Origin of the sequence: Algoriphagus sp. CAU 1675 (assembly GCF_029222925.1) — a bacterium.
GTDB lineage: Bacteria > Bacteroidota > Bacteroidia > Cytophagales > Cyclobacteriaceae > Algoriphagus.
In genome coordinates, this window is sequence record NZ_JARHUI010000003.1 from 160,738 (window position 1) to 173,295 (window position 12,558).

Genomic DNA, 12,558 nt, shown 5'->3' on the forward strand with positions numbered 1-12,558 from the left:
ATGTTGAATTTCTGAATTAAATTCTAAATTTTTGAATGATTCTGAATTGTTTTTGTCACCACATCGATCCAAATACTATTTTTGGTCAAAAATTAGAAAATGAGCAAACCGGACTTTGATGATATTTTTATGGAGCTGGCAGTAAATCTGGCCAAACGTTCACATTGTATCAAGAAGCACGTAGGAGCTGTTTTGACAAAAGAAACCCGCATTATTTCCATCGGTTATAATGGACCTCCTGCAGGCACCCACAATTGCGATGTGGAATTTCCAGAGACTGGATGTGCCCGGGATAGCAAGGGGAGTTGCTCTCTCGCCCTTCATGCAGAGCAAAATGCGATTTTATACGCTGTAAAGAATAATACTTCCGTGGATGGGTCTACACTATATGTAACATTGGCTCCTTGCCTTGCTTGTGCTAGAATTATCTTTTCAATGGGGATTTCCAAGGTGGTCTACCTCTTTTCCTATGCTGAATACAAAGGAATTGGGAGCGACGAAGGAGTTGATTTTTTAAGAAAATTCGGCGTAACTGTAGATCGTTATAGAAAAGAAATAGAAGTAAATGATCAACTGATTTAAAGAAAATTTACTTCAGGAGTTAGTTGGATTCCAAATTTCTCAAGAACTGACTTTTGGATTTTTTCAGAAAGGGATTTGACTTCTTTTCCTTCTCCTTTTCCATAATTCACTAAAACCAAAGGTTGCTTTTCGTGGACTCCGATCTCACCAAAACGTTTTCCTTTCCATCCTGCCTGTTCAATTAGCCAAGCTGCAGGGATTTTTATTCCTTCCTCGGTTGGGTATCCAGGTATTTGAGGGTATTCCGATCGGATTCTTTCATACTGTTTATTGGAAATGGTAGGGTTTTTAAAAAAAGAGCCTGCGTTTCCGATTTCTTTTGGGTTTGGCAGCTTGGATTTTCGGATTGCTATGACTGCATCGCTAATGGATTTAATGGATATCTTTTGGCTTTTGTTTTTCTCTAAGATCTCCTGAATTGCTCCGTATTCGGTTTTAAAAATCGGGTTTTTCCGAAGTCTAAAAGTCACTGAACAAATTATGTATTGGTCCTTCAATTCATTCTTAAAAACACTTTCCCTGTAACCAAATTGGCAAGCTTCGGCATCAAATTTTTCAATTTCCAGGGTTTTACGATTGAGGGCCTTTAGCTCCTCAAATACTTCCTTGATCTCTACTCCATATGCCCCGATGTTTTGCATAGGTGAGGCTCCAACAGTTCCCGGGATTAGAGATAGATTTTCAATTCCTGCCCAGTTGTTTTCAATTGCTGTCATGACCCAATCATGCCAGATTTCACCTGCTCCTACTTCTACCCAAACATATTCTTTGTCTTCTTTGATTTTATGGATTCCCTTGAGTTCATTTTTCATGACCAATGCCTCCAGGTCTTTGGTAAGTAATATATTGCTGCCTCCTCCGAGAATTAAAACCGGAAGATTTTTTTTGGCAGCAAAACTCAGAGAATCTTTTAAATCATCTATGCTCTTACAAACCGTAAAAAATCTGGCATTTTTATTTATTCCAAAGGTGTTAAAGGCTTGGAGAGATATGTTTTCTTGTATATTCATGGATTCAGCTTGTCTTGCGAAATAAAGAAGATTTTGCTCGAATAAGAAATCAAATTTGTATCACCTAAAATCTATGCGTGAACTTCAAATCAATGGAGTAAAAATACGTCCAGGGCAATCCGTGAATATAGAAATTCCCATTGCCAAACTTCCAACTCATACGTTGATCGATCTCCCGGTATTTATTCGAGCAGCCAAAGAGGAGGGGCCGGTTGTTTTGGTTAGTGGGGGAATCCACGGGGATGAAATCAATGGAATCGTCACTGCAAGACGACTTTTGGAAGAAATGGACAGTGGGCTAGAACTTTTGAAGGGTACACTGATCATTATTCCTTTGGTTAATATTTACGGCTTTTTATCCAATAGCCGCGCCTTTCCTGATGGTAGAGATCTAAACAGAAGTTTTCCTGGAAGTAAAAAGGGATCATTGGCAGGAAGGATAGCCTATATTGTGAACGAGGAGATTATTCCCTTGATTGATTACGGGATTGACTTTCATACAGGAGGAAGAATGCTCTCTAATCAACCTCAAATCCGGGTTGACTTCAAAGACAAAGTGGGAGTGGAGCTGGCAAAATCTTTTGGAACCCACTTCGTGGTAAATTCCAGATTGATCGAGAAATCATTCCGAAAGGCCGCCTTTAAGCAAAAAAAGCATATTCTGGTTTTTGAAGGAGGCGAATCCATGCGTTTGGATGACTTGTCGATTGAGGAGGGACTCGCTGGGACCAAACGGATGCTGGCTAAATTGGGAATGATGGCGGATAGCCCAGAACCAAAGGGAACAGTTATCATCAAAGAGAGTGATTGGGTAAGAGCCAAGGCTTCCGGTGTGTTCAATTCTTCGGTAAAGTTGGGTGATCAGGTGAAAAAAGGCCAGATTTTGGCCCGAATTTCAGATCCTTATGGGCAAGTGAAAATACCAGTTAAATCTCCAACAAATGGCTATGTAATAGGGATTAATAACCTTCCTGTAATCAATGTGGGGGAAGCTTTGATTCACTTGGGTAAAGAATAGGACAATCAAAAAAGAAAAAGCACCGATTTCCGGTGCTTTTGTTGTTAGGAGAAATATCTCTTTAATGCTTCAAGCCTTTGGTTTAGTTCTTCTTCTACCTTTCGGTAGTCTGAAACATTAGGAAGAGGTGCATGGACGGAGAAATAATATTTGATTTTTGGTTCGGTTCCTGATGGCCTCGCAGAAATCTTGCTTCCATCCTCCAGATAAAACTGCATTACATTAGACTTATCCATGTCCAGTTTTTCAACCTTACCGGATTTTGCATCGATTATTTTACTTTCCTTGACATCAATGATTTTTTCTACTGGAATTCCATTCATGGACTTTGGAGGATTTAATCTAAAGTCCATCATCAAGGCCTGAATTTGTTCCGCTCCGTCTTTCCCTTTCTTTGTGACGGAAATCAAAGATTCTTTATAGAATTCGAATTGATTGTATATCTCTGCTAATACATCGAAAACCGTTTTTCCTTGTGATTTATAATAAGCCACCAGTTCGGCTACCATTGCACAGGCACTGACTCCATCCTTGTCCCGGACAAAATCTCCCACCAAATAGCCATAGGATTCCTCACCTCCTCCGATAAAGGTTTCTTTCCCCTCAAGTTCCCGGATAATGGCGGCAATGTTTTTGAATCCGGTCAAAACATTGAAACATTTGACGCCAAATCCTTTGGCCATTTCATTGATCAACTCGGTGGTCACAATGGTGTTGACCATAAACTGTTTACCGTCCAGTTTTCCAGCCTCTTTCCATTTGCTCAGGAGGTAGTAGGTTAGTAAAGTCCCGGTTTGATTTCCGTTCAATAACTCATATTCTCCTTTTTCATTGGGTACGACAGCAGCATATCTATCTCCATCAGGATCGCAGGCCAATACCAATTCAGCCCCCACTTTTTTACCAAGTTCAATTGAAAGGGTCAGCGCTTCAGCCTCTTCAGGGTTGGGATAAACCACCGTTGGGAAAGTGCCATCTGGCTCAGCTTGTTCCTTGACAACATGGACATTTTCGAATCCAAAAGCCTTCAAGGCTGCCGGAACCATTTTCCCAGAAGCTCCATGAATTGGAGAAAAGACAATAGGCATGGACTTTTGCTGGGTTATTGCCTCTGGAGAAAGGCTCAATGCCTTGACTTTGTCCATATAGATTTGGTCAAAGTCTTCTTCAATATATTGGATTAGGGAGTCGTCTTTGTCCCAGTTTACAAGGTCAAATGAGGTAATTTTCTGAACTTCCTTAATGATGTTGGTGTCATGGGGGGCCACTACCTGGGCACCATCTTCCCAATAAGCCTTGTAGCCATTGTATTCTTTTGGATTGTGGGAAGCTGTGATCATTACACCGCTTTTACACCCGAAATGACGAACTGCAAAAGAAAGCATCGGAGTTGGACGCATTTCCCGGAAATAGTAAACTTTGATGCCATTGGCTGTGAATACATCCGCCGTGGTCTTGGCGAAAAGGGTGTTGTTGATTCGGCTATCGTGAGTGATTGCAACACTGATTTCTTCTCCGGGAAAAGATTGTAAAAGGTAATTTGCCAATCCCTGAGTAGCCATCCCGACTGTGTAAACGTTCATTCGGTTGGTCCCGACTCCCATCAAACCGCGAAGTCCTCCTGTACCAAACTCCAAGTCTTGATAAAAGGAATCAATTAACTCGGTGGGATTGGTATCAATTAGCTTTTGAATAGTTGACTTGGTTTCTTGGTCAATATTACCATTTAGCCACGCTTGGGCTTTTACTTGAATTGAAGGGTCTATAGAATTCATGGTTTCTTAAAAATTTCTTTTGCTTCTAATTTATAGAAAATGTGAAATAATCTCAGAATAGGGGGCATTTTCATCTGATAAATTTTCAATTCAAGTCCTTTTCAATCCTATTTGAAATTATTCCTTTTCACTCTGCACATGCTTGGTTATATTCAATTTTACTTTCAAATAGTTATGCGAGTTATTTTTCTGAAATCATTTATCCTTTTAGGTTTTGTTTTTCTGTTTGATTTTTCTGCAAAGGGCCAGGACAGTTCGGCTTACAGGCGTCATTATTTAAGCGGGGTAGATGCAGGTTCTCCCGTGCGCTGGGAGTTTGAGATTTCCGATGGAAGGAATAAAGGAATTCACTTTAAAATACCTGTCCCCTCGAATTGGGAGTCATTTGGTTTTGGTACAGTCAACTATGGTCATGATTTCAGAGATCCCAATAAGAAATTGGGAAAAGAAACGGGTACCTATCGCCACAAATTCGATATTCCAGAGGAATGGAAAGGAAAGGTCATCAAACTGGTTTTCGATGGGGCAATGACCGATACGGATGTTTGGATAAATGGGAAAAGTGCAGGAGAAACCCATCAGGGTGGCTTTTATAGGTTTTCCTATGATATCACTGATCTGGTGAAATTTGGTAAAGAAAACCAACTTCTGGTAAAAGTGGCCAAGCATTCCTCCAATGCTTCAGTCAATGCTGCCGAGAGACAGGCTGATTTTTGGATTTTCGGAGGAATTTATCGCCCGGTGTTTTTGGAAGTACTTCCGGCAAATCATTTCACCCGTGTGGCAATTGATGCAAAAGCAGATGGAAAGTTCAAAAGCCTGATTACTCTTAATGAACCTATAGAAAACTCGGAAATTCAAGTTGAACTTTTTGAGTTGGGAAATGGGAGTTTGGTGGGAAGCTTCAGCAGCCCTGTTCTATCAGACTCTGTTTGGCTGGAGTATCAGTTTGACAAAATCAAGCCCTGGAACCCCGAGAAGCCGGTCCTATATGAAGCCAAGTTCTCCTTGAAAAACCAACTTGGGATTATTTATTCCAAGGTGGAACGGGTAGGTTTTCGCACAGTGGAACTAAAAGAACAAGATGGGCTCTACATCAATGGAACAAAAGTTTTTCTAAAAGGAGTCAATAGGCATTCCTTTTATCCTACTACCGGTAGGGCCTTAAGTGAAGCCAATCATCTGGAGGATATCCTTCTGATGAAAGAGATGAATATGAATGCCGTCCGGATGTCTCATTATATTCCGGATGAACGCTTTTTGGAGCTCACCGATTCCCTGGGACTTTTCGTATTGGATGAGGTGACCGGTTGGCAAGATGCCTATGATACCGTAATTGGACCCAAACTGATCCAGGAAGCTATTCTTAAGGATGCTAATCACCCTTCCATCATTGCCTGGAATCACGGGAATGAAGGGGGATGGAACTTTGCCAATGAGAAAGGATTCCACCAGTTGGATATACAAAAAAGACCTATTCTGTATCCTTGGTTGAATCGCAATGGGATAGATACATACCATTATCCGGCCTATGATCCCGGAAAGCGACTCTTCAACAGCCCATATGTGTTTATGCCCACTGAGATTCTTCACGGCTTGTATGATGGAGGCTTGGGAGCAGGTCTTGAGGACTTCACGAATCTTTACAGGTCTCATTCTACAAGCGCAGGGATGTTTCTTTGGGCCTTTTCTGATGAGGCTTTTTTAAGGTGGGATTTGGGAGGAATCTATGATTCTGATGGAAATCATGCCCCTGACGGTATATTGGGCCCTCATAGGGAAAAGGAGGGGAGCTTCTATACCATCAAAGAAATTTGGTCCCCAGTGCAGTTGAAGTCCTTTGAACTCGATTCAAATTTTAACGGAATCATCACTTTAAGCAATGAATACCTGTATTCCAATTTGTCTGAGTGCAGTCTTACATGGGAAATCGTCAATTTCAAGGGCTGGGAAAACCAAACCTTGATGGCGAGCAAGACCCTAAGTCTACCTTCAGCAGGACCAGGGGAAAACAGGGATATCTCTTTGGATTTGCCGATTAATTGGAAAGAAGGTGATGAGTTGAGAATTAAAGTCAATGGACTGAATAATGAAGAACTATTTACCTGGACTTTCCCAATTCTCCAACCCAGGGATTTGAATTATAGAATTTTTGCCGAAAAATTCTACTTCCCCATGAAAAAGCTTGTGGTTAGGGAATCCACCATTGATTTTCAGGTAAATGTGGGGGATAAGGTATTTGTATTCTCCAAAGAAAGAGGAAACCTGGAGCTTGTCCGAGTTGGTCAACGTTATATAAATTTTGCTCAGGGAAGTTCGGAAGGCCAGAAAACTACCTTTAAAAATTTCACTTGGAAATTGTTGAAAGACGGGGCTGTTGAATTTAAGTCATTTTATGAGCCCTATCCAAAATCTATTACCTGGACCATATTCCCAACCGGAAGAGTGAAATTTGAAGCATCTGAAGGAGAAATTGTTTCTCCTGAATCCCAGGTGTTAGGCTTTGGCTTTTCTTACCCTGCAGAAAAAGTCCAGCATGTTCAATGGTTTGGAAATGGTCCGTACAGAGTTTGGCAAAATCGCTTAAAAGGAGCAAAGTTTGGGCTTTGGGAAAAAGCTAATAACAATACTATTACAGGATACAGTTTCGATAATCTCATATATCCCGAATTCAAGGGGTATCATGCTGATTTTTATGCGATGAAACTCCAAACGGAAGAAGGGACCATAGAAATCAGTACAGAAACCCCAGACCTATACCTAAGCTTATTCAAACCTGAGTTTCCGGATGATTCCACCCCCGGGGTTTTGCCTGTCTTGCCTCGATATGATCTGAGTTTTTTGTTCAAAATTCCCCCAATTGGAACCAAGTTTCATTTGGCGAGTGAAATGGGGCCGTCCTCCCAAATTAAATCCGGGACGGACCATGATGGGAATACCCTTCGCCCAATTACCTTATGGTTTGATTTTCAATAAAACCTAATCTATAACCTATCACTATGAAACAAATCTGTTTATCAATTACCCTTCTTTTACTGTTTTTCACCGCCGGATTTACCCAACAAAAATCTCTAAAAACTCCATGGGCCGATCAGGTGGATCAATCCAATCCTCTTCCTGAATACCCTAGACCACAACTCGTTAGACCGGATTGGCAAAATCTGAATGGCAAATGGAACTATGCTATTTTGCCCAAAGGCGGAAATCCTTCTGAGTTTGATGGGGAAATTCTGGTTCCTTTTGCAGTTGAATCACTAATCTCTGGGGTGCAAAAGAAAGTAGGAGAAGAAAATGAATTATGGTATGAGCGAGAGTTTGACTTGGATTTAACCCGTTCGAAAAGGAGGATTTTACTTCACTTTGGAGCTGTGGATTGGGAAGCGGAATTTTGGGTAAATGGTAAATCTGTAGGTTCCCACAAGGGTGGATTTGATAGTTTTAGTTTTGATATCACAGAATTTCTTCAAAAAGGAAGCAAACAGAGTATCAGGGTCAGAGTTTGGGATCCCAGTGATGCAGGTCCACAACCCAGAGGAAAACAAGTCAAAAAACCTCGAGGCATTTGGTATACCCCAGTGACTGGTATTTGGCAGACCGTTTGGTTGGAGTCCGTTCCCGAAAGTTATTTGAGCAGCATCTATTCTGTAACGGATTGGGAAAATTCCTCACAAATCTTTTATCCGGAGATCCATTCTTCAAGTGAAGATTTAGATCTGGAAATAAGTTTGTTAGATAAAGGTACTGTAATTTCTACTTCAAGAGGAAAAGCCAATTCTCCAATTAAGATTCAACTTTCAGATCCAAAGCCTTGGTCTCCCGACCAACCCTTTTTGTACGATGTAAAAGTCCGTGTCCTCAATGGAAAAAAATTGGTGGATGAAGCCAATTCCTATTTTGCATTTCGGGATGTGAAAATGGCAAAGGATGATACAGGGCATCAGCGTATTTTCCTGAATGGTAAAGCTCTTTTCCAGTACGGTCCTTTGGATCAGGGATGGTGGCCTGATGGTTTGTATACGGCACCTACAGAGGAGGCCTTGGTATTTGATATAGAGAAAACCAAGGAAATGGGATTCAATATGATCCGAAAGCATGTGAAAGTTGAACCTGCCCGTTGGTATTACCATACGGACCGTCTGGGGATGTTGGTTTGGCAGGATATGCCAAGTGGAGACATGGGAAATAGATGGGAAGTGCGACCTGGAATTATCCGGGAGGGTGTAAATAAGGAAAGAACTGCAGAGTCGGAATCCATATTCAAAACCGAATGGACTGAGATCATGCAAGAATTTAAGTTTTTTCCTTCCATTGTTGTTTGGGTGCCTTTCAATGAAGCATGGGGACAGTTTAAGACTTCAGAAATTGTGGATTTAACAAGAAAACTGGATCCCAGCCGTCTAATCAACAGTGCCAGTGGAGGAAATTTTGAAATGAATGGAGCCACAGTAGTAGGGGATATCTTGGACTTACATAATTACCCAGACCCAGTGATGCCTGATCCGGGGATCTTTGGAAAACATAGCATTATGGTTTTGGGAGAATATGGTGGTTTGGGACTTCCATTGGAGGGACACACCTGGCAGGACAAGGACAATTGGGGCTATCAGAGTTTTCAGTCTGCTGAGGAACTGAAGGCCAGGTATGAAGGATTTATTGAGGACCTGCTCAAGTATATTCCCAAAGGCCTAGCTGCTGCTATTTACACCCAGACTACCGATGTGGAAGTAGAAACCAACGGTCTGATTACCTATGACAGAAAAGTGATCAAACTCCCCGTAACTGAATTAAAGAAATTGCATCAAAAGTTGTACTTCACTCGGTGAAAAATTCTGGACTGACTAAACCAAGTTGGTAAAGAGATCAAAAAGGAAGGATATTTTAGCTTCCTTTTTGATCTCTTTTTTTCTTTTTTATCGACGCTGTTAGCGAGCGCTAAATCGGTAAAAAAGGTTTACTCCGAAATTATTGTATTTATAGTTTTCGTTTAGGTTTTCATAGAGTTGATACTCTAAACCCCTGCTATTCGCACGACTTGAATCAGTGCCGGTATATTGCATATTGTATTGAACGACTGAATCCAGTTTTTCTCCTCCTGACAACGTACTTAGATTATATGATAGACCTAAACCTAGGGATGTATTAGGAATCTGGAAATTAACTCCCACAATATATCTGGTTAATGTTTTATCGTTTCCTGGGTATCCAGCACCGTCATATTCAAAATTGGGCGCGCTTATATCATATTTATCTGGAAATAGAACATCCTTACCAAACGTTGCATAAGGTTGGACATATTTAAATGGCAGATTCAACCCAGCTGAAAATCCTAAACCGAAAGCTGTGGTAGAAATAGTGGCAGTCTCCGGCATAACCAAATTCCACCCTTCACGATAAATTGAATAAGTTTGTACAGGAAGAACATGATAGCTTGCTCTCAAGTCTAAACTTATTGCTAAGAAATTCATCGCCATTACCAAACTAGTTGAAGAGGGCTCCTGAGCGTATAAGTCACCAATACTTGAAAAGTTTCCTACATGATAAATTCCTAAATGGCTCCAGCTTGATTTTCTTTCCGGATCTAAAACTGTGATCACTTCTTCTAATTCTTGATCAATGATATCCCCCATAGCCGAAAGCCCCTGTGCTAATTGAACATATCCACCAATTTCATTCATTTTAAGCTTTACATCATTCGAAAAATAAATTTTTTGAGCTTCCTCATATTTTTTATATGCCTGGAATGCATACATACTTCCCATTTCCCAAAGCTGATCTCCTTCTGCTTCTAATGCTTTAGCCTGCAGCATTTTAGCTCTTAAGTCAATTGATTCTTTACTGTTGTAAATTTTATCCATCTCCTTCAGATGCTCTTTATGTTTTTGCAAGGCTTCAGCTCTTCTTTTCTCAGCCGCCTCTAATTCTTGAGCCTGTATTGATTCAGTATCCGATTGTTGCTGATCTAGCAATTCTTTATTCGCTTGATCTATTTTTAATTTTTCAAGTTTTTTTAGCTCTTCTAATTGCAGGTTTTCTTTTTGAATTTTTTCCAATCGTTCAAGCTCTTCCTTTTCTTCTTGCTCTTTTTTAAGTCGTTCTTCCTCCTTTTTTTCAAGCTCCTGTGCCTCCCGTTCCAGTTCATCAATTCTTCTCTGTAACGCAGCTACTCCGTCTAAATAAACCTTTGTAATTATGACTTTGTCAATCCAAATTTGATTACCGTCATCTTTACAAAACCGTGAAACTTTGCTTCCAGGTGCGGCATTGGTGTCAGATATGTTTTGACAAGTCGACTCTTTTAATCCATGAACTTTAATTTGATAATTTATTGCCCTGACCTTCAAAGCAGAAAAATATTCTTTTAGTGAACCATCAAAAGAGTAATCATGGTATACTTTGCCCTTATATTCAATACCATAGAGCGTGTTTACTCCTCCAACAAATGATACAAATTCCAGGTTAAACCCTTTACTTCCGAATAATCCGCTGTCATTATTATTCCAAGTTAAATCAAACCGTCCAAGAATACTGACGCTTAACCCTTGTTCGTATATCGGTGCTGGATCACTATATCCTGTAGAGTAGGATTGTCCGAAAAGAACTGTAGGGGTAAAGCAATATGCTAGTATGGCTACCCATAATCTCTTAAGCTTATTTGTTTTTTGCATACATTATAAAATCATCAATTGATAAGGTTCAATCAAAACCTCCAATTATACAAAAAGTTGAATCTATTATTATATAAAATAAATTAATATATAGATAAATTTAAATTATTGAATTTTTGGGTTAAAAATGAACTTAAAGAATAAGAATTTGATGGTCAGCTCTTTTCTATTAGACCTCATTCAAAAGAAAAACAACAAGATAAATTCCGTGGATTATAAATTTTGAAATTAAGTTTTCTAAATGGGATAAATAAAAAAGCTGAGATTTTCTCAGCTTTTTTAATGGATTGCCAGTTTTCTGGTTTTAATTATCTGATTTCCAGATATTGAGTAGTTATTTTTTAAAGATTGCCTCTCAATTCTTGCTCTCGCTCAATTGCCTCAAAAAGAGCCTTGAAATTTCCTTTTCCAAAAGAAGTGGCTCCTTTTCTCTGGATAATCTCAATAAAGAGGGTTGGTCTATCCTGAAGTGGTTTGGTGAAAATCTGAAGCAAGTATCCCTCATCATCTCTATCCACCAAGATATTCAAATCCTTCAAAGGCTGGATATCCTCATCGATTTCCCCAACACGTTCCAATAGGTCATCGTAATAGGTCCCTGGTACTTCAAGGAATTCCACGCCTCTTCTTCTCAACTCTCCTACTGTATGGATAATGTCATTGGTGGCAATAGCCATATGCTGAACTCCCGGCCCATTGTAAAAATCCAGATATTCCTCAATCTGGGATTTCTTTTTCCCTTCCGCCGGCTCATTGATTGGGAATTTGATGTACCCGTTTCCATTGGAAACCACTTTGGACATCAATGCTGAGTATTCTGTGGAAATATCCTGGTCATCAAAGGTAATCAGGAGTTTAAAACCCATTACATTTTCGTAAAACTCCACCCAATGATTCATTTCACCCAGTTCCACATTGCCTACACAGTGGTCAATGTATTCCAAACCTATTGGCTCAGCTTGGTAGGTACTTGTTTTTGGGATATATCCTGGTAAAAATACACCCTTGTAATTCTTCCGCTCGACGAAAGTATGAATGGTATCTCCGTAGGTTTTGATGGAGGAAACCTTCACTTCACCAAACTCATCCTTCAGGATTTTAGGTTCGGACACAGACTCCGCGCCTCTAGAGGTAGTTTCCCACCAGGATTTTTCAGCATCATCCACCCAAAGTGCCAACACTTTTACACCGTCACCATGCTTTTGGATATGCTCTGCAATTGGATGATCGGATTGTAAAGGAGATGTTAATACCAAACGGATTTTGCCTTGCTTGAGCACATAGGAAGCCCGATCTCTAACTCCGGTCTCAGGCCCTGAATAGGCGATGAGTTCAAAACCAAAGGCATATTGATAAAATAAAGCGGACTGCTTGGCATTACCAACGTACAGTTCGACATGATCTGTTCCGTTGATTGGAAGGAAATCTTGTGTCATGTTAAAGTTATTTTTTGGGTTTTGGTCTAAGACAAAGGTACAGATTCTCCCAAATATTATTTGGTGAATTCC

At 40.2% G+C, this 12,558-nt stretch carries 8 protein-coding genes; 4 read left to right on the forward strand and 4 right to left on the reverse strand.

The window, feature by feature from the left end; genetic code table 11:
• Nucleotides 1–99 precede the first annotated feature (99 nt).
• Nucleotides 100–582 carry a dCMP deaminase family protein gene (locus P2G54_RS07895; protein WP_275869907.1) on the forward strand — a complete coding sequence of 161 codons (483 nt, stop codon included), beginning with the start codon at nt 100–102 and terminating at the stop codon, nt 580–582.
• On the opposite strand, the gene murB is transcribed toward P2G54_RS07895, so the two are convergent.
• Entirely contained in the window at nt 579–1,592 is a 1,014-nt protein-coding gene (gene murB / locus P2G54_RS07900; RefSeq protein WP_275869909.1) for a UDP-N-acetylmuramate dehydrogenase, read from the reverse strand. The two genes, P2G54_RS07895 and murB, sit on opposite strands and share 4 nt — an antisense overlap.
• A gap of 73 nt (nt 1,593–1,665) precedes the next feature.
• Between murB and P2G54_RS07905 the strand changes: the two genes are divergently transcribed.
• Nucleotides 1,666–2,610 (forward strand): succinylglutamate desuccinylase/aspartoacylase family protein, encoded by a 945-nt coding sequence (locus P2G54_RS07905; RefSeq protein WP_275869911.1) that lies wholly within the window; start codon nt 1,666–1,668, stop codon nt 2,608–2,610.
• A gap of 44 nt (nt 2,611–2,654) precedes the next feature.
• Here the strand turns inward: P2G54_RS07905 and P2G54_RS07910 are convergent, their stop codons facing one another.
• Nucleotides 2,655–4,385, reverse strand: a complete 1,731-nt coding sequence (locus P2G54_RS07910; protein WP_275869913.1) for a phospho-sugar mutase — start codon at nt 4,383–4,385, stop codon at nt 2,655–2,657.
• A 174-nt stretch (nt 4,386–4,559) separates the two neighbouring features.
• Here P2G54_RS07910 and P2G54_RS07915 point away from each other — a divergent pair, with 174 nt between their 5' ends.
• Together P2G54_RS07915 and P2G54_RS07920 are read left to right on the forward strand one after the other, a co-directional pair.
• Nucleotides 4,560–7,361, forward strand: a complete 2,802-nt coding sequence (locus P2G54_RS07915) for a glycoside hydrolase family 2 TIM barrel-domain containing protein (protein ID WP_275869915.1) — start codon at nt 4,560–4,562, stop codon at nt 7,359–7,361.
• Between the two features lie 23 nt (nt 7,362–7,384).
• On the forward strand, nt 7,385–9,208 hold the full coding sequence (locus tag P2G54_RS07920; protein ID WP_275869917.1) for a sugar-binding domain-containing protein: 1,824 nt from the start codon (nt 7,385–7,387) through the stop codon (nt 9,206–9,208).
• Nucleotides 9,209–9,307: 99 nt separating this feature from the next.
• Here the strand turns inward: P2G54_RS07920 and P2G54_RS07925 are convergent, their stop codons facing one another.
• Together P2G54_RS07925 and hppD are read right to left on the reverse strand one after the other, a co-directional pair.
• The gene (locus P2G54_RS07925) at nt 9,308–11,050 is read right to left on the reverse strand and encodes a hypothetical protein (protein ID WP_275869919.1); all 1,743 of its coding nucleotides are present in this window, start codon (nt 11,048–11,050) and stop codon (nt 9,308–9,310) included.
• A 341-nt stretch (nt 11,051–11,391) separates the two neighbouring features.
• Complete coding sequence (hppD, locus tag P2G54_RS07930; protein ID WP_275869921.1) at nt 11,392–12,486, reverse strand: 4-hydroxyphenylpyruvate dioxygenase; 1,095 nt, start codon at nt 12,484–12,486, stop codon at nt 11,392–11,394.
• Nucleotides 12,487–12,558 lie beyond the last annotated feature (72 nt).

Bases quoted from the DNA above. Each gene is read 5' to 3' on its own strand.
- P2G54_RS07895 (WP_275869907.1), top strand. From the start codon at position 100: ATGAGCAAACCGGACTTTGATGATATTTTTATGGAGCTGGCAGTAAAT.
- murB (WP_275869909.1), bottom strand. From the start codon at position 1,592: ATGAATATACAAGAAAACATATCTCTCCAAGCCTTTAACACCTTTGGA.
- P2G54_RS07905 (WP_275869911.1), top strand. From the start codon at position 1,666: ATGCGTGAACTTCAAATCAATGGAGTAAAAATACGTCCAGGGCAATCC.
- P2G54_RS07910 (WP_275869913.1), bottom strand. From the start codon at position 4,385: ATGAATTCTATAGACCCTTCAATTCAAGTAAAAGCCCAAGCGTGGCTA.
- P2G54_RS07915 (WP_275869915.1), top strand. From the start codon at position 4,560: ATGCGAGTTATTTTTCTGAAATCATTTATCCTTTTAGGTTTTGTTTTT.
- P2G54_RS07920 (WP_275869917.1), top strand. From the start codon at position 7,385: ATGAAACAAATCTGTTTATCAATTACCCTTCTTTTACTGTTTTTCACC.
- P2G54_RS07925 (WP_275869919.1), bottom strand. From the start codon at position 11,050: ATGCAAAAAACAAATAAGCTTAAGAGATTATGGGTAGCCATACTAGCA.
- hppD (WP_275869921.1), bottom strand. From the start codon at position 12,486: ATGACACAAGATTTCCTTCCAATCAACGGAACAGATCATGTCGAACTG.